This is a genomic window from Nostoc foliaceum FACHB-393 (assembly GCF_014698505.1).
Classification (GTDB): Bacteria; Cyanobacteriota; Cyanobacteriia; order Cyanobacteriales; family Nostocaceae; genus Nostoc; species Nostoc foliaceum_A.
Genome location: NZ_JACJTD010000010.1, coordinates 1 through 24,131, shown reverse-complemented (window position 1 = coordinate 24,131; position 24,131 = coordinate 1). Strand labels below are relative to the sequence as shown.

The 24,131-nt window shown below is 42.1% G+C and carries 20 protein-coding genes; 8 read left to right on the top strand and 12 right to left on the bottom strand.

The annotated features are described in order from the left end of the window. Positions 1–261 precede the first annotated feature (261 nt). Positions 262–480, top strand: coding sequence for a hypothetical protein (locus H6G92_RS10850; RefSeq protein WP_190893672.1), 219 nt, complete (start codon positions 262–264; stop codon positions 478–480). Between the two features lie 40 nt (positions 481–520). Here H6G92_RS10850 and ribD read toward each other — a convergent pair whose 3' ends face one another. From ribD to H6G92_RS10825, 5 genes are all read right to left on the bottom strand, one after another. After that, a complete protein-coding gene (gene ribD, locus H6G92_RS10845) occupies positions 521–1,759 on the bottom strand; it encodes a bifunctional diaminohydroxyphosphoribosylaminopyrimidine deaminase/5-amino-6-(5-phosphoribosylamino)uracil reductase RibD (RefSeq protein ID WP_190893670.1) in 1,239 nt (412 codons plus the stop codon). Positions 1,760–1,984: 225 nt separating this feature from the next. Further along, the gene (locus H6G92_RS39085; protein ID WP_190971463.1) at positions 1,985–2,125 is read right to left on the bottom strand and encodes a hypothetical protein; all 141 of its coding nucleotides are present in this window, start codon (positions 2,123–2,125) and stop codon (positions 1,985–1,987) included. A gap of 330 nt (positions 2,126–2,455) precedes the next feature. Then, entirely contained in the window at positions 2,456–3,043 is a 588-nt protein-coding gene (locus H6G92_RS10835) for a Uma2 family endonuclease (RefSeq protein WP_190893666.1), read from the bottom strand. A 29-nt stretch (positions 3,044–3,072) separates the two neighbouring features. After that, on the bottom strand, positions 3,073–5,019 hold the full coding sequence (locus H6G92_RS10830) for an amino acid transporter (protein ID WP_190893664.1): 1,947 nt from the start codon (positions 5,017–5,019) through the stop codon (positions 3,073–3,075). A 208-nt stretch (positions 5,020–5,227) separates the two neighbouring features. After that, positions 5,228–6,754, bottom strand: coding sequence for a glycosyltransferase family 39 protein (locus H6G92_RS10825; protein WP_190893662.1), 1,527 nt, complete (start codon positions 6,752–6,754; stop codon positions 5,228–5,230). A gap of 221 nt (positions 6,755–6,975) precedes the next feature. Between H6G92_RS10825 and H6G92_RS10820 the strand changes: the two genes are divergently transcribed. Together H6G92_RS10820 and recR are read left to right on the top strand one after the other, a co-directional pair. Further along, the gene (locus H6G92_RS10820) at positions 6,976–7,326 is read left to right on the top strand and encodes a histidine triad nucleotide-binding protein (RefSeq protein ID WP_190893660.1); all 351 of its coding nucleotides are present in this window, start codon (positions 6,976–6,978) and stop codon (positions 7,324–7,326) included. Between the two features lie 237 nt (positions 7,327–7,563). Continuing rightward, the gene (gene recR, locus H6G92_RS10815) at positions 7,564–8,121 is read left to right on the top strand and encodes a recombination mediator RecR (protein WP_199344772.1); all 558 of its coding nucleotides are present in this window, start codon (positions 7,564–7,566) and stop codon (positions 8,119–8,121) included. 58 nt (positions 8,122–8,179) lie between these two features. Here the strand turns inward: recR and H6G92_RS10810 are convergent, their stop codons facing one another. Continuing rightward, on the bottom strand, positions 8,180–12,043 hold the full coding sequence (locus H6G92_RS10810) for a CHAT domain-containing protein (RefSeq protein WP_190893657.1): 3,864 nt from the start codon (positions 12,041–12,043) through the stop codon (positions 8,180–8,182). Positions 12,044–12,341: 298 nt separating this feature from the next. Then, positions 12,342–13,028: a hypothetical protein gene (locus tag H6G92_RS10805; protein WP_190893815.1), complete on the bottom strand. Its 687-nt coding sequence runs from the start codon at positions 13,026–13,028 to the stop codon at positions 12,342–12,344. A gap of 385 nt (positions 13,029–13,413) precedes the next feature. Between H6G92_RS10805 and dnaX the strand changes: the two genes are divergently transcribed. After that, complete coding sequence (gene dnaX / locus H6G92_RS10800; RefSeq protein WP_190893655.1) at positions 13,414–16,746, top strand: DNA polymerase III subunit gamma/tau; 3,333 nt, start codon at positions 13,414–13,416, stop codon at positions 16,744–16,746. Positions 16,747–16,812: 66 nt separating this feature from the next. Here the strand turns inward: dnaX and H6G92_RS10795 are convergent, their stop codons facing one another. Next, positions 16,813–18,219, bottom strand: a complete 1,407-nt coding sequence (locus H6G92_RS10795; protein WP_190893653.1) for a glycosyltransferase — start codon at positions 18,217–18,219, stop codon at positions 16,813–16,815. A gap of 676 nt (positions 18,220–18,895) precedes the next feature. On the opposite strand from H6G92_RS10795, the gene ebsA reads away from it, so the two are divergent. Next, complete coding sequence (gene ebsA / locus H6G92_RS10790) at positions 18,896–19,270, top strand: type IV pilus biogenesis protein EbsA (protein ID WP_190893651.1); 375 nt, start codon at positions 18,896–18,898, stop codon at positions 19,268–19,270. Between the two features lie 139 nt (positions 19,271–19,409). Here ebsA and H6G92_RS10785 read toward each other — a convergent pair whose 3' ends face one another. Further along, positions 19,410–20,222, bottom strand: a complete 813-nt coding sequence (locus H6G92_RS10785; protein ID WP_190893649.1) for a PEP-CTERM sorting domain-containing protein — start codon at positions 20,220–20,222, stop codon at positions 19,410–19,412. Between the two features lie 669 nt (positions 20,223–20,891). Further along, positions 20,892–21,194: an AbiJ-NTD4 domain-containing protein gene (locus tag H6G92_RS10780; RefSeq protein WP_190893647.1), complete on the bottom strand. Its 303-nt coding sequence runs from the start codon at positions 21,192–21,194 to the stop codon at positions 20,892–20,894. Between the two features lie 338 nt (positions 21,195–21,532). On the opposite strand from H6G92_RS10780, the gene H6G92_RS10775 reads away from it, so the two are divergent. After that, positions 21,533–22,780, top strand: a complete 1,248-nt coding sequence (locus tag H6G92_RS10775) for a bifunctional sterol desaturase/short chain dehydrogenase (RefSeq protein WP_190893645.1) — start codon at positions 21,533–21,535, stop codon at positions 22,778–22,780. A 120-nt stretch (positions 22,781–22,900) separates the two neighbouring features. On the opposite strand, the gene H6G92_RS10770 is transcribed toward H6G92_RS10775, so the two are convergent. Next, positions 22,901–23,236, bottom strand: coding sequence for a XisI protein (locus tag H6G92_RS10770; protein ID WP_190893643.1), 336 nt, complete (start codon positions 23,234–23,236; stop codon positions 22,901–22,903). Next, complete coding sequence (locus H6G92_RS41085) at positions 23,224–23,301, bottom strand: hypothetical protein (RefSeq protein ID WP_390625475.1); 78 nt, start codon at positions 23,299–23,301, stop codon at positions 23,224–23,226. Before H6G92_RS41085 ends, H6G92_RS10770 begins: the two co-directional genes overlap by 13 nt. A 39-nt stretch (positions 23,302–23,340) precedes the next feature. Between H6G92_RS41085 and H6G92_RS10760 the strand changes: the two genes are divergently transcribed. After that, complete coding sequence (locus H6G92_RS10760; RefSeq protein ID WP_190893641.1) at positions 23,341–23,574, top strand: hypothetical protein; 234 nt, start codon at positions 23,341–23,343, stop codon at positions 23,572–23,574. Further along, complete coding sequence (locus tag H6G92_RS10755; RefSeq protein ID WP_190893639.1) at positions 23,571–24,074, top strand: HNH endonuclease; 504 nt, start codon at positions 23,571–23,573, stop codon at positions 24,072–24,074. The genes H6G92_RS10760 and H6G92_RS10755 overlap by 4 nt, the downstream gene beginning before the upstream one ends. Positions 24,075–24,131 lie beyond the last annotated feature (57 nt).

Genomic DNA, 24,131 nt, shown 5'->3' with positions numbered 1-24,131 from the left:
AAAAAGCCAGTTTTTAGAATTAGTGGATTTGTTTTCTAGGTTTTGCAACTAAAGCAATGAAAATATATCCTTCCCATGCCGCGACCCATGCCGAATACGCATTTTTTAAACTAAGTTTTCAATTCTTAATCTTCATAAAGTTATAAATACCATTATTAAGTTTTTAATAATACTTGTCTCAGCTTCTACATTCATATCGTAAAGTGCGATCGTAATTGTGTAATCTGAAGACAGCGAAGCTAATTATTCAATTGAGGTCTGATGACTCCTACAATCATGCGTCAGCTTTGGTCAGTGGTTGAAACTGCCCAAGCCAAGCTCCTCTTACAACTGGATGATGCTAGCTTGGTGCAGTGGTTAGTAAAACAAACCGAAACGCAAGTGTTGTTAGATTCTAACGAAACTGATTTTCTATGCCACTACATTCAATCTCGGCTAGCCCTTATACGTGATATGGCTCATGAACGTCAGTGTTTATGAGCAATATCACGATGAATTGATTGATAGTCAAGTGTTATTACTATTGACTATTTGCTTTTTGGGGGAAATAACCTTCTACTAAACAGTCAGAGCCTACTACACGCCAACTAACCCGTTCTAGAGACAACGCCTCAGTCATGGTAGTAAAACCTAAATCGCCCACCGGTGTGGGAGCAATGCTACCACCAATGATTTTCGGGGCAATAAATGCTAAAACTTTTTGCACTGCTCCTTGAGCGATCGCACTAGCAGCTAAGGTACCACCACATTCCCACAAGACGCTACAAAAACCCCGCTCATACAAGTACGCCATTGCCTTATCTGGTGTAAGTAATGTTAATTCCACCACCTCCACCCCCTGCTTGAGCAACAGTTCTTGGAAGTCGGGATTAGCACCCTTCTCTGTTAACACCAAAGTTGGAGCATCCGCAGTTTGCCAGAGATGGGCACTTTCCGGTAAGTTGAGATGGCGGCTCATTACCACCCGCAGGGGATTATGTGCCTCCACCTGACGGGTGGTTAAGTAAGGATTATCTTGTCGGACTGTATTACCACCAACAATTATTGCATCGCAAGCCGCCCGCAACTGATGTACTTCATTGCGGGCTTCTTGGCTTGTCACCCAGGCGCTGTGACCGGAGGTGGTAGCAATTTTGCCGTCTAAAGTCATGGCATACTTTAAAATTCCCAAAGGTCGCTTGTAGAGAATGCGATGCACAAAAGCTTCATTTAGCTGATGACAAGCAGACTCTTCTACTCCTACCAACACTTCGATCCCCGCCGCACGTAAACGGGCAATACCACCTCCAGCTACCAGTGGATTGGGGTCAACCATACCCACTACCACTTTTGCCACCCCTGCTTGGATCAATCCTTCTGAACATGGGGGAGTCCGTCCGTAGTGATTGCAAGGTTCTAGGCTGACATAAATTGTTGCACCACGGGCGCGATTCTCCTGGGGAGAGGCTGCGCCAACGCCTGCTGCCCTCAAGGCAAACACTTCTGCATGAGGCTCACCTGCACGAGGATGAAACCCTTCGCCGACAATCTCGCCATCCTTGACAATCACTGCTCCCACTAGCGGATTTGGCGAAGTACGTCCTAAAGCGCGGCGAGCAAGTTCTAAACACCGCAGCATCATGCGAGAGTCAAAGTCACTTCCTATTTTTTCCTTCGGTGGTGAATTCAATCCAACTGCTGACTCCACTAGATGTATACTTTCCTGAGTGTAATTTGCTAAGGATGCATCTGCTTGAGCGACCACTGGGGAATTATCCATAATTTTAGGCAACACTTGTAAATATTCTGCACGCGATCGCGCAGCCTTTCCACAGGAGAATCGCGCTTTGCTCCTGATAATGAAACAGAGTCAAATCCAGGCGCTATTATTGGCTATCTCAGCTTATGTGATATTATTTCACTCAACTGTAGCGTTAACTATCCCACTTATGGCCAGGAAATATCAACATTCCTGCTTGTGCCGCTTGCTCCACTACCCACCCATTTATAGCTTTGCTACAAGTTTCTGTAAGCGATCGCTTCCATCGCGGAAGACGGGACAACCATCCGCTTTGAAAGCTAACGTTTTTTCACAGACAGAATTAAGCGAACTGAGCGATCGCTGAATAGGTAAGTGTGAAGCCAAGTAAGTAATACTATAGGAATCATATTTGATTTCTGAAAAAATCTAAGTATTTGTATGGTGTGTTAGGCGTAAGCCGTAACGCACCAAAGCCTTAAGAATGGTGCGTTACGCTGTCGCTAACGCACCCTACGTATCTTTTCAAAAATCAAATACTAGTCCTATAGGAAACGTCTACGATAGCCAGGAAGATATACTGAAGATATACTAATGTTAGTCAGATCCTCAAAAGCCAATGCCGCGTTTATCCGTTTTGCATCTTGAAAAAGTTGCTTAGAACAGGCGATGTCTGCGACGGGCTGTTCAGTGATGCATCTCAATTTTCTTCTACACTTAACGAGGCAGAATATCATCTAAGCGAAGTTGAAGACTGGGCAAAAGCGGTGAATTAATTGATTGGTTTAGTCGGTATTGTTGTTGAGTATAAGTGTCTTCAACTAGTTGGCAAACAGTGAAAGTAGGTTGTTTGGGTTTACCAATAAATGCTACACCGCCCAATCCTCGATAATCCACAATCCAATATTCGGGAATGCCTAAAAGTGCATATTCTTCAACTTTCCGCGCATAATCAGTTTCCCAGTTGGTGCTAACGACTTCCACCACCAGTTTAATTGAGCGTCCAAGAGTAATTACGGGTTCACGGTTGAGAACGGTTTCATCGAGAGCTACGATATCAGGACGACGAACTGTAGCTGCATCTGCAAAGGGATAAATTAAACAAGTGCGAGGAATAAACCAGGGGAGTTGTTCTGCAATAAGGTAGATACCAATTTGGGTTGCAAGTTTGCCACTTACCGTTTCGTGTGGGCCAGTGGGTTCCATGTCAATTAATTCTCCATCAGCCAATTCATAGCGGGGATTATCTCGGTATTGAGAGAGAAAATCTTGCAATGTAAGGGTTTTTGCGGAGATATATGTCATTGTCCTCTTTAACCATTCAAGATGCTTACTCAACCCCCGACATGAACGCCAGGCCGCCTCTGAGGATTCTTTTCTGCCCGACGGAGTACTTCACGGGTGACTACAGCAATATCACCCTCTCCAAACAAGATAAAACGCAGTAAGTATTGTATGGGATTGCCCTCAACCCAGCCGAAGTAGGCATGGGGAATCTTACCTGTTTGGTCACGAATATAGAGCAGTAAAGCCGCGATCGCATTGGGGACTGCTGCACTCTCAGCCCGCAAGATGCGATAATCACCAACTTGCACCCCTTTTACTTTGATCACATCCGCAAACTCCGAAGCATCTGATACCATAATTTCTAGAAATAGAATTGGATCGTTAGCTGGAATATGGTTGTCCTCACGCACCTCTTTCTCTTTTAAAAAATACTCTTGGACATCGCCCGCATTCAATCGATTAGCTATTAGCCGTATTGCTCCTTGACTCTCTTCAGCAAGGAATTGGCCAGCAAGTTCATCAACTTCGATCCGCTCTGCTCGCAGTTCTGTTGAACGCCAAACACGAGAAACCAGCGAGGTAAAAATGATCGCACCGATGAAAAACCCAGCAATCCTAATCCCTTCTGGTCTTTCGATAATATTGACAATAGTGGTGTATAAAAATAACAGTGTGATAATTCCAAAAACGAGTCTTGCCCGCTTTTCTCGGTGACGGTGGGCTGATAAGGTAACGGCAAAGGCGGCTGAGGTGATTAACACAAGCACACCAGTTGCATAAGCCCCACCTTGGGCTTCCACATTTGCTCTGAAAATAATTGTGACAACAAAAGCGATCGCTGTGTAGACTAACACTAAAGGTCGCGTTGCTCGTGCCCAATTGGGTGCCATACCATAGCGTGGTAGGTAGCGAGGCACGATATTCAGCAGCCCTGCCATTGCAGATGCACCTGCAAACCACAAAATGGAAATAGTACTTAGATCGTAAATTGTGCCAAAACCATTGCCTAAAGACTGATGTGCAAGGTAAGCAAGGGCCCGTCCATTGGCTTTGCCCCCAGATGCAAATTCTGCGGCTGGAATCAGTAAAGTGGTTATAAAGCTGGTGGTCAGCAAAAAGAAGCTCATAATCAGAGCAGCAGTGGTGAGCAGCTTGCGTGTATTCCGAATCCGCCCTCTGAGATGGTGTGGGGTGTCGTTGCTGCTACCTCTTACCAGGGGCATAACGGTTACACCAGTCTCAAAACCTGACAATCCCAGCGCTAATTTGGGGAATATGAAGAGAGCAATGCCGATTAGTATCAAAGGATTAGAATGACGGGTAAAAAGTGCAGTCCGCCAGTTAGCGATCGCTCCAGGGTGAGTTACAATCTGATACAGACCGACGCTAACGACAATAAAGTTTAACAGCAGATAAACTCCCACCAAAACGACTGCAATACCAATCGCTTCCCGGAAACCTCTTAAGAAAACTGCGCCTAGTAATGCAACTAATATTAGGGTGATTGCGATCGTTTGATTGTGAAGCCAATTTGGAGCCAGTGGATTTTCGATGATATGAGCTGTGGCATCAGCAGCTGACAAGGTAATGGTAATAATAAAGTCAGTTGCCACAAAGCCGAGTAAGCAAAGCACAAGTAATTTGCCTTGCCACCAAGGCAGCAAACGCTCTAACATTGCAATCGACCCTTCACCATGAGGGCTTTCGGCAGCAATGCGTCGATAGATTGGCAATGCTCCAAAGAGCGTCAGCAAAACCAGAATCAGGGTAGCTAGAGGAGAAAGAGCGCCAGCCGCCAGTGCTGCAATTCCAGGTTGATAGCCAAGAGTAGAGAAATAATCTACACCAGTCAAGCACATCACCTGCCACCAAGAATGCTGGCGATGTGGTTCTTCCTTGCGGTAAGGCCCTTCCTTCTCTCGTCGATCTTCTTCAAGCAACCAGTCAATTAACTGGCTGCTGAACCGTTTTGTTGAAACAATTGATTTAGCCATCAAATACGGTTGTGTTACAATGGGCTTTGTGATTTTTTTAAGCCTTCGTAGTTGATTAAAATTTTGAGCTACAAAGATATAACACCATTATTGTAGGTTAAGCTTACTGTCCGATTTGCAAAATTTAAAGCAAGTTATGTCTGCACCTACGCTTCTCACTCTCTTCTACACCTACACTTAACGAGGCAGAATATCATCTAAAATTTTTTTACTTCTTCTTTGTGAATCGATATATTTTCATATAAGGCCAATCAGCCTGATCTTCCAATTTATATAAATAACTCATTTCTTTTTTAAAAACATCTTTGAGTTCCCAATCAAATTCACGATTAACTACCACAAAAACTGTATCTGCATTTTTGGTCAAAATACTAACTTTTTCTGCCATATTTTTTCCTTTCACAGTTTTTGTAAGATATGTAGTTGATGAATCTCCATAATATCGGAGTAATCTAGGCTGTCCATATAACAATACAGATTTTGCGGATTCATTTCTATTTTTTAGAAGGTAGCGAACAGCCGAACGGTAGTCATCTTTTGCATAAGCTGGATTTAAATAGTATTGAAAATTTGAATAAACATTCATAATTAACAAAGAAACTGTAGCCAACTTTGTAAGTTTAGGAGCTATAAAAAATTTATTTTTATGCTGGTAATTATGTAAAAAAGCTGATGGGATCAGAATTACAAGTGGTATACATAGATAAAAAGAGTGCCGTGGTAGCCAATTAATTTTGGTCGCCAAAGCAAACAGAAAGCTTAGTAAAAATGATGTGAACAAAACTGATGTGAAAAAGTAATCAGCCTGTTGATATCTTTTTCTTTTACGGGGTATTAATAAGCTTTTTAATAAAGCTATAAAAATCACAGTACTGACAATAATAAATACTAGTAAAAGAGGCCAGTAACTAAGTAAAACATTTATCTTTTCCTCATCGCGTAATTTATCCATTGGTGGCCCATAGGATGTACCGACTAATATACCGTAGATCACAAACATAATGTTTTGAACTATAGGTAATCCAGTCCGAGTAACATCAGTAGCCGTTGGATCAGATACAGCCGATGAAGATAAATAGAACCAAATCATTGGGGAGGAAAAAATTACTGGAGCTATCCACCATTTAGCTAATTCTTTTAAGTTTCTATAAACAATAGCATGGGACACAAAAATAGATGAGCTAAAGATTATTGACAAAATACTGCCACAACTTCCTATGGCAGTAAAGATAGCAAAAAGCAATTGTGAAATAATTTTATTACTCTTATTTACACTCATTGCATAACTAAAAAAATATATTTGAAGTGATGCTATAAATATTAATAATGCATAAGGTCTGGCATCTTGGCTGTAAAATACGCTGAAAGAACTAACTGCTAGGAGCATGGATGACCATAAGGCATGTTTTTTTCCATAAACACGTAGGCTAGTAAAGAATACGGCAATTACTGAGCCGACTCCCAACAAGGCTGAGAGCGAGCGAATAGCAAATTCACTATCTCCAAAAGCCGAACGCCAATAAAACAATACCAAATAATAAAGCGGTTGGTATTTGTCACCAGCTTCTCGATTTACAATTGCGGCGAGATTCTCTTGAAAGGTTGTACGATTAGATAAAGCTAAACTCCAACCTTCATCAAACCAAAGACTTTGATTTTGCAACAAACAGAAACGCAAAAATATGCTAATGATAATAATGATAAAAACAATAAAATAGTATTTTGACTGTTTCACGTAAACCTCCAAAGCACTGCTACACAAAATATGCAAATTTCTAAACATGAAAAATCCACTCTATTGTCGAGTGAGAGATTGTGATTTTGTCTCTATGCTGGGGTGGGACTAATGTTTCTATGCAAGACTTTATCATAACTAAGGAGTATTTTGTTGGGTAGAAGATCAAGTCACTACAGTAAAATTTTAAAATCTTTAGCAGATGAGTAGGTTGATTAAGTATGAGTGAAGCTACTGAAACGATTTTCAGCAAAATCATTCGTCGGGAAATTCCCGCTGATATTGTTTATGAGGATAATTTGGCCCTGGCATTCAAAGATGTCCACCCCCAAGCGCCCGTTCACATCCTTGTCATTCCCAAAAAACCCATTCCCACACTAGCTGATGCTGAATCTCAAGATCATGCTCTGTTGGGACATCTTTTGTTAACCGCCAAACGTGTTGCAGAAGTTGCTGGGCTGAAAAGTGGTTATCGAGTTGTTATCAACACTGGTGATGATGGTGGTCAGACGGTCTACCACTTACATTTGCATATTTTGGGAGGACGGCAGTTAGACTGGCCCCCTGGTTGATAAAACCGGATGAATTGTGTCTATAGACGCGATTCATCACTAAAAAACTCACTGTTATAATCAATAAATATTTATTTGATGCTCCCACTGCTTGAGGCCGTGGGATTGTTATTTCTACCAGCCAAGCCATTCTAGAGAGATGGAAGCACCCAAAAAATGTCATCATAGTTAAAGTGAAAACATCCTGGAGATAAGACAACGGTTTACGCACGTCCTTTAGCACGGTTAATTGAGCAATTGCAACGCCTACCGGGAGTTGGTCCTAAATCTGCCCAACGACTGGCTTTGCATATTTTGAAGCGACCAGAAGCAGAGGTAGAAGCTTTGGCACAGGCGTTGATTGAGGCAAAGAAACAGATAGGCTTGTGTTCTGTTTGCTTTCACTTATCCGCTGAACCTGTTTGTGAAATCTGCCGCAATGCCAACCGTGACAACAACACTATCTGTGTCGTAGCAGATCCTCGTGATGTGATTGCGCTGGAAAAAACCCGCGAGTACAAAGGGAAATATCACGTTTTAGGTGGGGTGATTTCTCCAATTGATGGAATTGGGCCAGAACAGTTGACTATTCTGGCTTTGCAGCGGCGGGTGAGTCAGCAAAAACCTCAAGAAGTAATTCTCGCAATTAGTCCGAGTGTAGAAGGGGAGACAACAACACTGTATATCGGTCAGCTACTGAAACCATTTACCAAGGTGACGCGGATCGCCTTTGGTTTGCCTGTAGGTGGTGATTTAGAGTACGCCGACGAAGTGACCCTAGCAAGGGCATTAGAAGGACGACGGGAGTTAGATTAGGTTCAACAAACGCATTACGAATTATAAATTAAAAATTATTTTGACAAGTTTCAAACGATTAATTCGGCTTACCTGTAATCATGAATGCTGCCCAGTAGTAAGGATGATTATAAAGATTTTTATCTGATGCCATTTTGCTATTTCTGTATAGTTGTGTTGCTAAATAAGTTTGAATTCTAACTTCCTCAGGATGCAGATTATTCAAAACATCTTCATACCATTTTGTCAGTTCTCCAGCAGTTAGTTCTTTTAGCCATCGTGTTGCTTCAGCTAAGGCAGTAACTGCTGATTTGTTGGGCTGTAATCGTCGGTAGAATTCTATCATGACCAAGGCACTAGCTGAAGATTCTACACTCCAAAGAGTACTTACTACATGAGGAACACCTTGACTCACAAAACCACTGACTAAACTCACATATTCACTGCTAATAGTGTGGTTGCTAGTATTTAAATTGTCACAGGCAGAGAGAGTAATAAGGTTGTAACTTGCTAGATTGTGTTGACAGATTTCATCTAGAGTAAGTTTATCTTCACCTGCTAATGCTAATTCTGACTTTTTAGGTTCAGCTAAATTATTAGTAACACGACCCGTAAAATGAAAGATATTGTAATTATCAAATAAGGCATTTCCGACAATATTTTTTGTAGCTTCTAACCCCTGAATTCGTTGGATGTTATTGAACATCTGGCTAACAACTTCCGACTCAAGTTTGGCAAATTTAAGTGCGGGGGAAGCTGTATTATCAGGATGTTCAACACTGAGCAATAACTGATTTTGCCACTGCCAAATATCTTCAGTTTTTATTGATAAACCTACTTGGGCGCTAGGTAGATAAGTGACGGTGAAATTTGACTCTACATTCGGCAACTCTTCCGGTGATGGCGAAGAAAGATGGAAAAGGGTATGAATGGGCAATCTGTACAAGTCACGGTGAGGTATTAAAACCAGTTGGGTGATGCCTTCGAGTTCCTGTGCAATTGTGGAAATATTCAGAATTTCATACAACTGTGACAGCTTCTGTTCCATATCAACTCGCCAAGAATGCTGGCTTTTACTTTCTTTGTCTTGGGCCGTGGTGCGATATTCTTGGTATTGTTGATGCCAATCTTCTAGCCAACCTTCAAATTCAATTAGGCGTTGCACTGCTTCGGGTAGGGGCAATTCATTTAGACGGATAGCGTCTTCTCCTAAAGGTATTACCCCAGTATCTTGCATGGGTGTAAAGAGGAGGATGGGTGATGGAGCTTGGTCTTTGAGAATAAATGTGTGTAGAGCGACTGGACTAATATGCCAGTAAATAATTGCTGTTGTGGGATTGAATAGTTGTTGAATTGCCCCATAATAAGGAGAGTAAATATTATCATTCCAGCCATAAAGCAGCCAGTTTAAACAAGCATTTTTACCTTGTTCGGCAATTTCCCACGCTTCTACCAAATCACCAGACTCTACGGCTAAATCAACTGCCAATTGATCAAAGCCTGCAAATTTTAAAGTTAGCTGTTTTTTACTTTCGTCTGAGCGAGTTTCTTCACTCAATAATTGTCGCAATAATTCTGTACCGCGTTGCAGCAATTCTTGAACTTGTGTTGTTTGTCCCAACCCCATCAGCACTTTGCTTAGAGATTGTAAAACCTCTAGGTGCAACTGGGGAAAATATTCTAGTGTAAGGGTTAACAGTGCCTGATGGTACTCAGATGCGGCTTTGCGCCAATAATCGCGGGTATTGGTGTGTTTTTTGCCTTGCTCGTAGTAAGTATTAGCGATCGCAAAATGCAATCTACCCCAACCTTCTGGGTGGGTATCTGTCCGTAGATGTTTTAACCCTTCCTCGTAGCTGGCTAATTTTCCTTCGTAGCCGCCCTGTTGTAAGGCGGGATTTGTCACTGTGATACTACTCGACAAATTCAGCAATGCGTCAGAGTTGACTAAATTACCGATCGCAGTTCCCCGACCAATCCAAGCTTCCCAATAATCTTGTTTAATTTGCAAAGCGTTATCATAACAAGCGATCGCTTCGGCAAATTGTTCTAAATAAAACAGTGCTACTGCCTGATTATACCAAGCTAAGTGGAAGTCGGGTTTAATGGCGATCGCTTGGCGATAGGAGGCGATCGCTTCTTGTCTACGCCCTAAGTTATCTAATGCTATACCTCGGTTGTACCAAGCTAAGTAGAAGTCGGCTTGAACTGACAGCGCTTTGTCCCAGGAGGCGATCGCATCTGACCACTTTCCTAAATTAAATAGCACTACACCCCGGTCTATCCAAACTTCATGATATTCTGAGTCAATTTCTAGCGCTCTGTCGTAAGATATAATCGCCTCGGCAAATTGTTCGCCTACAGCCAGGGCTATACCTCGGTGATACCAGTTTTCCTGGTCTTCTGGTTCCAAATGCAGCGCTTGGTCATAACTCGCAATAGCTTCTGGTAGCCAACCTAACTTCAGTAGCGCTAAACCCTTGCTAGACCAAGCTTCTTGATAGTCTGGTTTAATTTCTATAGCTTTGTCAAAAGAAGCGATCGCTTCTTCAAAGTATCCTAATTCTCCGAGAGTTCCACCCCGGTTGTACCAAGCTTTGTAGAAGTCGGGTTTCAGTTGTGTGGCTGTTTCGTAAGATGCGATCGCTTCATCAAAACGTTCTAAATGGAACAGCGTCAAGCCTCGGTTAAACCAATATTCTGAGAATTCTGGTTGAAGTTCAATGGCTTGGTCATAAGATGCGATCGCGCCTAACAAATCACCTGTTTTAGCTTGCTGAAGACCTTGGTAAAACCAACCTTGAGCATGGGTAATCGGATGATCACTATGTCGCTCAATAATACCGGGGGAATTAATACTTTGAACTGCCAAGTTAGAAGCAAGTTGCTGGACTAAATTGGTACTTTGATCCAACCTCACCCACAATTCATCTAGAGTATTAGCTACATTTGGCTCTAAATTCGTCAGAGTGTTATCCCAGGTTTCCACTGAGGGAGACGTTGCTAATTCAGTCCTTTGTCTAGTGGAAAGGAAATTTGCTGGTGTTGTAATTTGAACAACTTCTTCTTCATCCTCGAACCTCAGTTGGGTTAACAAGGTGATTGAATCTTCCGCAGCGGGGAGAGGGACATTTTCTGATATTGTGGCTTGGGTCTCTTCCCGTTCATACTCTAATACCAGTTCCTCTAAGTTTTCGGGCAATCTTTCCTCAAAAGAGGCATTTTGAGGTGCTGACGTTATTGGCTCAACATCTGGCACATCATATTCCCATAACTGTTCACCGAAGCTACGGATTAGCTCTTGTCCAGGGGAACTTGGGAGAATTTCTTCATCAGTTATAGTTTCTACGACATCTGGCTCATCATACTCCCATAACTGCTCGCCCAAATTGCGGATCAGTTCTTGTCCAGGAGTAGTTTCTCCAACATCTGGCTCATCATACTCCCATAACTGTTCGCCCAAATCACGGATCAGTTCTTGCCCAGGAGTAGGTGTAGTTTCGATTACATCTTGCGCCTGATTCTCCTCATACTCTATCTGTGTAGGTGAGTTTTGCATCAGTCGGATACCAATGTCATAAGCAACGTCTCCAATTCTGCCAACACCAAGTTCCCCCAATTGCAGCATCTGTGTTGCTAAAAGAGAATTTGGTGTAGGTGAAGCTAGCAAGCTTTCACCAAACATCACTAACCAGTCTATCCAGCGTTCAGCCGGAATCCGATTTTCGAGCCGTTGCAGATACCTCAATGCCCACTGTCGTCCTCGTGCTTGATGCACGCCTTCTAACAATTGGATAAACAATTGTTCCAGATCCGCATTGGTTAGTTCTGGTAGTACCTCTACCAGGTTGTGTCCTCTCGCACCCTTGAGAGAACTAGTCTGCTGACTTGCAATGAGGCGCTTTAAAAACCTTTTAAGCGACTGCGATATCCGCCTGAGCATCTGCCACACTCTTGGATTTTGTTTTTCTAGATTGTAGCCATCGTTGTGTTAAAAAAATCATCAATTACGTAAAAACCCATTAGATTCGGACAGCGCTTCCGTAGCAGGTTAGCAAAAAATATACAAATCTTCAAGAGCATAGCATTACAACGTTACAATTTCCAGATTCGACTCTGGAATTTTGACTTTGCCAATTTTAGATTTCAGATTCTTTTGGTTCATAACAGACTAACGTCCTGCTACGTTAACACCTTTTGTGGATAACGCAAATCCAAAATCTGTTGATTCTACGCAGCAGTTAATTTTCTGTTTGCTCTGTAGTCGATTGACCAGCAGGATATAATTGACTAATCAATGCCTGGACAAGCACTTGTGGATCATCTGTTTCAACGGCAAGCTGTTGAGCAATCTGCTGGCGTAAGCTTTCATCTTCCTGCAACATCACAAACAACTCTTCTAGAGTGACAGTTTGGTATTCTCCCTCCGGGGGGTTCTCTGGTGCATCTGCTGACTCTGATACTGGGGTAGTTGGCTCAGAGGGCAAATTTGTACTAACAGCATCTGGCCCTTCATATTCCCAAATTGGTTCGCCTTGATTGCGTGTTAACAACTGCATCCCGATACTATAGGCAACATCTGCAATTTCCCCGATGCCCAACTCACCCAGTTGCACTAACCGCGCAGCCATTTCATTATTAGGTGTAGGTGATGCAAGCAATTTGTCGCCAAAGCGCCCTAACCAATCAACCCAGCGTTCAGTAGGGATGCGATGTTCAATATTATGCAACCACTTCCGTGCCCACTCTTCTCCTCGTGCTTGATGTACTCCTTGCAACAGTTCGTTGAAAAGAAATTCCAGATCCGTATCGCTTAGGGGTGGGGCTGGTTCTTTTTCCACATTTCCTCTTGATTTTGAGGTAGTCTGTTTTCCACCAAACAAGCTCTGAAAAAGCTTTTTGAGCCATTGAAATAGCCGCTTGAGCATCTGCTGCACCATCGAGTTTTGTTTATCCTAAAATTGTAGCGATCGCACTGGACGATGACGCTAGTTCATTCAATAAAATGTATAGTTATTTGTCATTAGTCATTAGTCATTTGTCAAGAGTTATTCTCACCTGCTCCCACTCCTTTACTAGAACAAATGTACTAAATGATATGCTATAATTCCGATACATTGATGTTGAAATCATAGTAGAGGATAAGCTCTGGTTTCTTGCTTTCCTGAGTGCCAAAATTTACGGCATGAGTTGAGTGCAAGGGCTATGGCAACATCGATAAACAAAGCAGGTACGAGAGTTTAAAATAGTTGAATCCTAAACTCGACTCGGTGCTACTAATTCACGTTGAAAGGCATTGAAGTCTATTTTTCCATGTCTTACGAACCCCTGCACCACAAATATCGCCCCAAGAGTTTTGCTGAACTGGTGGGTCAAGAGGCGATCGCCACCACTCTCACGAACGCGATCGGCACAGCCAAAATTGCCCCCGCCTATTTATTCACTGGGCCTAGAGGTACGGGGAAAACTTCTAGTGCCCGGATTCTGGCCAAATCTCTTAATTGTCTCAAAAGCGATAAGCCCACCGCTGAACCCTGTGGCGTGTGTGAAGTTTGTCAGGGGATCACCAAGGGCTACGCCTTAGACATAATTGAAATCGATGCCGCTAGCAACACTGGTGTCGATAATATCCGCGAATTGATTGAAAAAGCCCAGTTTGCTCCTGTGCAGTGTCGCTACAAGGTTTATGTAATCGACGAATGCCTAACTGGAGATTCTCTAGTCTTGACTGATGAAGGGTTTAACAGAATCGATGACCCCAAAATCAAAGATAAGAGGGTTCTGAGTTACAACGACTCATCAGGTAAGTGGGAATTCAAGAAAGTTGTTGGCTGGTTAGATCAAGGAGAACGGCAAACCCTGGTTATCAAGACAACTAACCGAGAAATTAGATGTACGGGTAATCATTTAATTAGGACAAACCAGGGATGGTTACAAGCAAAGGACGTAAAAGAAGGAGTGGAGATACTATCCCCTGTGAATGTGGATGCGGCATCCTCATTTACAAATTTGGTATCGATGGACGTACCCGGAGATTTGCTAGCCGACATCAGTTTAAAGGCAATACATCAGGTCAAAAATCATACGACCTGGAATCTATCCTTAAACAAGCCGAATTACTCCGACCTTTCTGTGCTTGCGGGTGTGGAGAAAAGCTTGATATCCCAACCTTTTTACAAAAAAAGGGCAGAGGAATCATCAGTATCCAGTCTCGCTGGGAAAAACATCCATATAAAAAAGGACACGGAATTTGGGAACTTAGAACAGAAAAGTTCCTTGCAGATGCGTCAGTTATCCAGCCAAATGCACTTGGGCTTATCTACGGAACCTAGCTTGGAGATTGCTCTATCAGTTATCCCAATAAATACAGCAGATTCCCCAGATTGTGTTGGACACACTCAGAAAAGCAGCAAGAATGGTTGGAATACAAAGCCTATCGCCTTCAAGAATTGCGTCCAAAACTGTGAATTACAGCTAACAAAGGATACGGAAACATCTCAGTTACCTGTAACACAGCTTGTCATCCCCAACTCAAAGATGTCTTTGACATCGTTAAACCAAATAGGGATAAAAAACTCGTCTCTATCGACTGGCTTAATCGAATTACCCCAGAAGGACTTGCTTGGTGGTACATGGATGATGGCTCACTCAGTCTCAGTCCACAAGGAAGTCCACAAATTCAATTGCATACAGAAGGATTCTCTGGAGCAGAAAATCAACTTATCGCCAGTTGGCTTACAACAATGGGGTATTCAGCCGCAACAAAATTTTATACCAGAAGTAGTACAAGCAAAACATACCACTACATCTAGATGGGCGCAAGCACCAGTAGAAAATGGCTGGCAGACCTTAAACAATATTCCATCCCCTCGATGGATTACAAGTTTGGAGACAGTCGAATCTGTTCACCTCGCTGGCGTTGAGCGAGTTTATGACATTGAAGTAGCAGATAATCATAATTTTGTGGCAAATGGACTTTTAGTGCATAATTGCCACATGCTAAGTACCCAGGCATTCAACGCGCTACTTAAGACCCTAGAAGAACCACCAAGACATGTAGTTTTTGTGTTGGCGACAACAGACCCGCAACGGGTATTACCAACAATTATTTCGCGCTGTCAAAGGTTTGATTTTAGACGCATTCAGTTAGAAGCGATGGTGAAGCATTTAAGTGCGATCGCATCTTTTGAAAACATTCATATTTCACTTGATGCTGTCACCCTGGTAGCCCAACTTTCTCAGGGAGGGTTGCGAGATGCCGAAAGTTTACTTGACCAATTGGGTTTATTAGCGGGTGAAGTGACACCGGATAGAGTTTGGGATTTGGTTGGGACAGTGAGCGAGCAGGACTTACTGGGGCTTCTAAATGCGATCACTCAAGATAAACCCGAAGCAGTTCTCGACTGTACCCACAAAATTCTAGATCGTGGTCGAGAACCCCTAACTCTTCTGCAAAATCTCGCCGCCTTCTACCGCGATTTACTCATTGCCAAAACTGCGCCCAATCGCCACGATTTGGTTGCTTGTACTCAGCAAACCTGGACAGCGCTGGTTGAGTTTGCTCAATACTTCGATATGAGCGTGATTTTGGCAGGACAGCAACACCTGCGAACATCGGAAGTGCAAATTAAAAACAGCACCCAGCCGCGTTTATGGTTAGAGGTAACATTACTAGGATTGTTACCTAGTGCGACAAATATTCAGCCACAAGCGCCAAGTGTTGCGCCGCGAGTTAACACACCTGTTGTATCTCCAAGCTATCCTCCAGCAGTTGCCCAAAATCACCCAGTCTCTTCTGTACCTCTAGCTGAACCGCAAAAAAATCATAATTCTGCAAACCATCATCTAGCGGCTACCCAAAATCAGCCCGTCGTTTCATCTCCCCCAGTTGAACGGCAAACAAATCACAATTCTGCTGCTAACTCAGTTTCACCACCAACCCCAGAACCTGTAGCTGTTCCTGTGTCACCTGTGAACTTTGAACCAGTAACTTCAGAAGTTGTTGGGGAAGCAGAATATGACTTAACTCAGGTTTGGCAACAAGTTCTTGCTAACCTCCAGCCAAAATCAAGGCAAGAAATGCTGCGTCAAATGAGCCAACTTATCGAGTTCGACGGTGTTGTGGCTCGAATTGCTATCAAACAGGCATGGTATGACAAAGGGAAATCTTATCTACCGATGATTACGGCAGCTTTCCAGCAGACTTTCCAGCGTGAAATCCAGATAAATATAGAAAAAGGAATTTCTTCAAACTCTACCTCAGCTAAAAAAAATCCTCCGCCAAAAGACTCTACTCGCGTTCAGCAACCACCCACACCCAGTTACAACCAGCAAATTTCGCCTCCAGCGCCAGTAACACAACCAATTAATTCACCACCAGCACCACAAAAAACCGAGTTGGCAGGAAGAAATGGAAATGGGGTAAATGGAAACGGGGCAAATGGAAACGGGATGCAAACTGTGCCTCCACCCCCAAAACAAACACCCGCAACTGATTGGGAACCTGACGAAGTAGCGATCGCAGCTCAACGTCTAGCAGAATTTTTCAATGGACAAATTATCCGTTTTGCAGATGATTTCCCAGAATTCTCCGATTCCATAACTACACCAGAATGGGTAGAAGAATCAGAAATTGATGATGAATAAAAAAATGCAAAATTATTTTTGGTAATTTTGCATTTTTAATTTTTAATTTTGAATTCCCCAAAGGGGCTATTCCCCATTCCCCGTATGCAAAGTTTTCACCCATTTTAGGCGCTTTGGTCTTACCGACATGCGGGCAGTAGTACTGCTCATGACGACTAACCAGTGCAACATATATAAACTGCCGCGCAGGGTTTGCACCAGCATCATAAAATATGTAGAAAGTGGGAATTTCTGATCTTGACGTATCCGTTTCAGACCTGTAAACATCCCTACCATCGACATAGAAATGGATAATCCTGTGATGGGACTTAAGATTGGTGGACGATGACGAGCGATCGCCATTAATAAATCTGGGACTGCTGCTGTTGGCAATATATACATAATCAGCATAAAAATCAGCAAATCCCAGCTTTTGCGAGTTCCCATGCGGTTTTTGAGAATTAAATCCCAATAATCCAAATAGCGCTGATAACCGCCTTCTGCCCAACGGTTGCGCTGATGCCAGAGTGCGATCGCACTTGTCACTCCTTCTTCTTGCACCGCTGGATGGAAAACACACTCAATATCCCATTTATCCAAATGTAAGCGGATTGTCAAATCCAAATCATCCGTAATGGTTTCCTCGTTCCAGCCACCGCAGCTTTCCAAGGCTGAACGCCGGACAAATTGACCATTGCCGCGCAGTTCGCCAATGCCACCAAGGGCAGTCCGCTGTTGCTGAAACCAGGTATCAAGGGCCATTTCAGCCATTTGACCCTTAGTCCAAAAGTTTACTTTAGCGTTGGCGATCGCTTTTCGCACCTGCACCGCCCCCACGTTTTCTCTTTGAAATAAAGGTACTACCTGTTGCAGTAAGTCTGGTGTTACTTGGGCATCAGCATCAAATACTGCTATAATATCGCCCTTTGTCAGCGGCAATACCTGATTCAACGCCCCCGATTTGCCACCAGTAGCTTCTGCTGAACGCCTTAGTACTTTCAGCTGGTCGTGTTTCTGTTCGAGTTCTGCTAATAAATGCGGCGTACTATCACTGCTGTGATCGTCAATTATCCAAATTTCGTACTGCCCACCTGGATATTCCAGATTACAAAGATTTTTGACTAATTTCGCAATTACTGCTTCCTCATTTTTCGCAGCCACTAGCACAGATACAAAGGGCAAATCTCCCTGTATTTCTTTTGGATAGCGACGGGATTTAGTAAACACCACCACCAAGGCATGAAATCCTAGAATGGTGGTCAGTCCTAGAATAAAAATAGAAGCCCAAGAAACTAAATGTAGAGCGATCGTGCCACTCCAGACGATAGTCAAGACTAGAGCGGCTTTGCCTCTACGACCTTGAAACCGGGATGGTAGAGACATAGAATCTGTCTCTAACACTGACTCCTCATCTACTGATAGGTCAGACAACAAGGAGTTGAGCGGATCAAGCTCTTGATAAGAATCTTCTTCGGGCCAGGAATTCGCTGGCATAGGTTAGGTTGCTTGATTCAAAAACCACTATTTGTCTACAGTTAGTAATTTTACGGACAAATATCCCTAAGCTACTTTTCCCGATATTAATCGGAATGGGCAAACTGCAATACCCGCTATCCCTAAGCCAAAAGCCGCTGGGACTACCTTTGTTGTCACCGCCACTCTGCGTAATTACCTCACATTAACCACGTTTGCTACTCTTAGACAGAGGCTTGATTCCTTTAATAGCCACTTGGGCAGGAAGCTTGTAGAGTGGGACTTTCTCCAATGAGAACTCAGGTTTGGGCAAAGTAATAGCAAGGTAGCAGCAGCTCGTTTTTGGGAGAAACAGCAATAATAACATCCACCACTTTAACAGTGGAGATTTTTAGTGTTATCATCCCCAACTTCGATAAAAGTTAATGCAGCATTATTCTAACCGAAATTTTAATATTTCTTAGCAGTAACTTCATTTATAGAGCAGTGGGCAATGAGAAAGAGGAGGCAGGAGGCAGAAGGCAGAAGTTCTTTAATTTAGAATTTTGAATTGATTTCTCCCTCTGCTTCCCAGTTCAGACGCGATTAATCGCGTCTCTACCCACTCCCCACTGTGTGCTTTAGACACATCTTTTGGGAATACTACTAACATCCACTAATATCCCTAGTTGCCAACTAACTTGAGGAATATTTAACAATGTCTATTGACCAACTCCAGCCAGCCACTCAACAACAAGCCAGTGTTTACTTACCTTACGTTCAGGGTACTAAGCGGAATTTCTTACCTTATGCCATCAGTCTCTATCAAAAAGGGGTCTTGGAGGGACACCGGAAGATAGAAGCCAGTGAACATGTTCCCTTTGTCGCCTCCTGGAATGTTGCTACTTTACCCTCAGACTTAACCCGTTGCCGAATCCAGTTTGATGGCAACGCTGACCTAAGTTACGAACTGATGATGGCTAGTTTCGAGTTTATTAATTTTTTAATTGAACTTATGGATAACTATAAACGTCATCGTGCAACCGATTTTTCACAACCGTTTTACCGCAAACTACTGCGTATAGATGATTGATTAAATTCAGCTGGGCTTTTGCCAGTTCGGCTCGTGTTTAGAAACCTAAACCCCATTCCCGCACTTCGTGCTGTTGCACGAAGTGCGGGAATGCTATTTCAAAGTCTCTCAAGAACGAAAGAGGGTTTTTTAGTATACTTTACGGCTTTTCAAACATCCTTTTAAAGCAGATGTCTTTTTTTCTTTTCAAAACCATACCAAAACCAGCTACTAGAAAGGTTCCCAAAACGCTAGCGGGTTCTGGAATAGAAGTTTCATCTATAGGTACTTTAATTCTTAAATTCGCCAAGGTAGCATTAGTGATGGTCAAGGATGTTACGCTTGGCAAACCTGGGATATCGGACTGAAAATCAAAGACTGTGGGAGTTAAACTACCATTGTGATCGCTATATCGTACCCCATATCCACTCACTTCAAAAGTGCCTTGATACTGCTTTCCGGTGCCTGGGTCAGTTACAGTACCAGTGTAGAAGGCTTTTGTAAGATTAAATTCATCTTGAACTACTCCTTGAAATGTGGTTCCTGCCAATTGTCCTTGGTATTTATAGGGTGTCAACTGACCACCAGAGAGAACTGGCGATGTGAGAACACCATCGAAAGAGACAAAGGGAATACCTTTAAAGTCAACAAAGTAATGCAGACTTCCATCAGAGCGTGTTTCTACTTTTAAATAGTCTGACTGGTATACAGGAACATAGTTAGGATTATTATTAGTACCTAAGTTCCGGTAATAAGTTCCAGTGTCATCCGTATCAATACGAGTAATACTGTTATTGAAATTGGGATTATTTCTGGGAAGTTCGATAGTTCCTGATAATGTGCCAGTGCTTTGAATTGTGATGAATTGAGCAGCAAAAGCACTCGCTCCGTTTAAAGCGATCGCTACTGCTGCTAAACAAGTGTTGCTAACAATTGCACAGCCTAGCTTAATCCCTGATGAACTCTCTTTCATTAACAATTTGCTCCTTTAATCGCCAATGAGAAAACACACTTAATCTGCCGAGATTCATTTCAAATATTTCTCAGGCACGATTTATTATTCCCAAGTTTGCGATGTAAGTTTCATCGGTAGCAAAAAATATTGTCATCGAAAGCAGGAACATTTTGCAGGGATTGTGCTTCTGTCTAAACCAAATTTATTACAAGTTTTTTAAACTAAATTATCTAAGTGGTTCTTAGATTACAACCTCTAATATTTAGTACAAATCAGAATTTAATCCTTCTCATCTTTACACAAAGAAACAAGGCGATCGCTATTTTTATTCTTGCTTGCGATCGCGGAGCGTGTCGAAGATAATCGCTCCTCATATCCTAAAATATAACCAAGAAGCGATCGCGCTCTAAATCTTCGATTTCAGGTAATTTATGAAAGACGTATATGAAAGTAAAAAGTACTTTGCATAAGCAATAGTTAGATCAGGCTCAGTCAACATAGCATGTCTGATATCTTCCTGATGACTTGTATATCCATACAGGTTTAAGAATGAATTTTTTAAAGCGGGATGTAACTCGTTAGAAACTTCTATAACTTTCAGGACTTATCCTAAAGTTGCCTTTGGTTTTCCAGTAATAGCTTTTGAACACTTTCAACAGCAGAAATAGATTCTTTTATAGAGTTTCTTTAGTCAGAATTTTCCTTGTCACTCATTAAAGCAAGGGAGCGCTTCAAATGGCTGGACACAGCAGGAAAATTTTTATCATTTACTGCTTGCTCAAGCATTTCAATTTCTTGCTCATTGGTGATATCTGTAAATACACCTCCGACAAATCTATAACCTGCTAGATCTCTTTGTAATACAGAGTTTATATCTTTTACTAGTTTAGGATATCTGAAACAGTTGATTAGAGTTGTCGGGAAATAAGAGAGAATAGACAGCAGTGCTAGGCAAGGATGATGCTGAATATTGAAGGTGCGCTGAAGCAAGATCGACTGTTGCGGGCATTAACTGGATTGAAGCGGAAAGCATTTGATGGTCTAATGCCCAGCTTTAGCAGCATATACTTTGAGACTCAACAGACCAAGCCTCGTCAACGTGCCGTGGGCGGAGGATGCAAAGCTAGGTTGCTGACAACTCAAGACAAATTGTTTTTCATCCTGTTTTACAACAAAAGTTACATTTTACTATCCCTGCCTACTCCTCATTCCTCTGCCACCTGTCACCTGTTCCCTATTTCCTTTGATTTTAATTTGCTCTAGACTCGACCTTAATGCACCTTTATCAGATCATGAAGAATGATTAAGAAAAACGAGTATAGACAAACATGATAAAAATGCTAGCTGAAAACTTGATTGGAATTGAGGCAAAATTACAAATTAATTGGGTTTGGCTAAATGCCAGCTTGCAGTTTGCTAGTTGGGCACTCTTCTCACTTTTACTCGCTGAGGTCTTGAGAGACAGCTACCATGCTTTGTGTCACCAAGTCAATTGGCTTGCTAAATGGCACAACAAGCACCACATGGCTTATCGCCGCGATTTATCAATAGTTTCCCTGAAAGTTTATCAAGAATCCCAGCTCTATCACGACATTTTAGAGTCGAGTTTATTGCTGGTGGTATTGGTGGTAATTGCCTTAATTGTCCAGCAAATGGGGTTATGGTTAGGAGTAGCTTATGGTTGCACCTTCTTGTATGGCGCGTCTGTGCGATATTTCCAGGGAAAAATTGATACAGACTACAACCACCTACCCGGCCCTTTAGAAACAATTCCATCCATTTGGTGGGTAAATCGGTCTTACCATTGGCGGCATCATTTTGATGATGTCAACGCTTATTACAGTGGTGTCTTTCCCCTAGTGGATAAAATTCTTGGCACAGGACTGTCTCTCAAGGGTAAAACCATCGCTTTAACCGGAGCATCAGGAGCGTTGGGACAAGCGTTGGCGGCTGAACTTGTAAAGAATAATGCTAAAGTTGTGGCATTAACTACTAATCCAGAAAAATTAGTAGAACAAGTTGGGGTGAAGGTGGTTCCCTGGCAGTTGGGTAACGAAGCCGAACTGAGGAATAGTTTAGAGAAAGTAGATATTTTAATTATCAACCACGGGATCAATGTCTATGCCAGTCGCACACCGGAGGCTATCAACTCTTCTTATGAAGTGAATACCTTTTCAGCATTGCGGTTGATGGATATATTTTTGACAACTGTAACAGGCCCACAAGCAAAAGCAACCAAGGAAATCTGGGTAAACACTTCTGAGGCTGAGGTTTCTCCCGCGTTGAGTCCGCTTTATGAACTCAGCAAGCGATCGCTAGGAGAGATTGTTACCCTGAAGCGTTTGGACGGGGATTGTGTAATTCGCAAGTTAATTCTTGGCCCGTTTAAGAGTCAACTGAATCCTTATGGAGTGATGTCTGCACAGCAAGTTGCTCGTGCTATCTTATTTTTCGCTCGGCGAGACTTCCGAAATATTATTGTGGCAATAAATCCTCTCACCTATTTGCTGTTTCCCTTAAAAGAAACTAGTACATCGCTATACTATCGAGTCTTCAGCCGGACAGCGAAAAGTTAATAATTGCCAGATTATAAGCCAGTGACTATTTCAAATAGTTTAGGATCTTAGACTTGAGAACCTACAACTTTCGTAGGGTGCGTTATGCTGTCGCTAACGCACCTACTAAATTACACTTAATTAAGTAACTGCAAATTCAGTGTACTGTCTAATATCGATTGGTTGGAAGGCGAGAACAATTTGATTTTTAGGAATACCAGCGTTAACAAGTTCGTTGGCTATACCGTATTCTGTACCGTCTCTTTGAATCCAGATTTTATCGTTGATAATGTCAATATGGATTAAACAACCATGCACCCGTTGATTATTTTCCCAGCCTAATGTTAGTAGTAGGTAATGGTTAGCGGTTTGGTCTATAATTAGTTGTCTTTCTAGTTCTCCATAAGCGTAGGGTAGTTGAGCGTATTCGTTTAATATTTTTTGAATGATTTGGCGATAATTATCTAAGGTATCCATTGCAGTACCACCTCTCGTTTTGAGTCGAAGACAAGTAAACAAAGGCGTTGATTTTCTAATAATATTTTACCAATTGGTTCTTGAAATAGTTCTGAGTAGGTTTCTTGACGAATAGCCAGCTAGGAATTGAGTGTTTTGGTGAAAATTTGACAACTATAATAGATGAGGTTTTTGAGACATCAGAAGAGCGTAATAATTACCGCACCCATCTTAAAAACCTATCGAAAACTTATAGTTATGAGGAAATAATTGAATTATTTGATAGGCAGTTAAGCCTTAATACTAAATCTTTTTTACTCTCAATTTATGAAGACAAAATAGAGGAAGATGATGTATGAGGAAATTAGTTCCATCTTCATTAGAACCGCATCAGGTATTTAATGATATAGCTTCAGCTAAAAGATTAGAAAGAGGAGAACGTTTGAAAAGAATAGCTCCAGAAATCTGTATTTATTATAAAATTTATTGTGATTCTATATCTGACCTTTCAGTAATGTATCCAATAGGTTTTACCGGATTAGAGAAAGAAGATTTAGAAGATTGTTATTTAGGTAAGACAAATCCACTGAATAGACTTTTGGCTGATATTATAGAGTCACAGGTTTTGCCTATACGTAGTCAATGTCAGTACTGTGGGATAGGTTCTGCTAATACATTTGACCACTATTTGCCAAGAAGCATTTTTCCCGAATTTGCAGTTTTCTCTTTAAATTTATTGCCTTGCTGCCATACCTGTAATAAGCACAAATCTAACGTATTTATTAATAATTTATACCAATTTAAGATGAAGATGCATATAATAGGTAGAAGCAAAGTCGGTAAGTTGATATACCCATGAGCCGCCCATTTAAGATTGAAATCGCTGAAAGCGAAGAGGAACTAAAACAACGCCTAC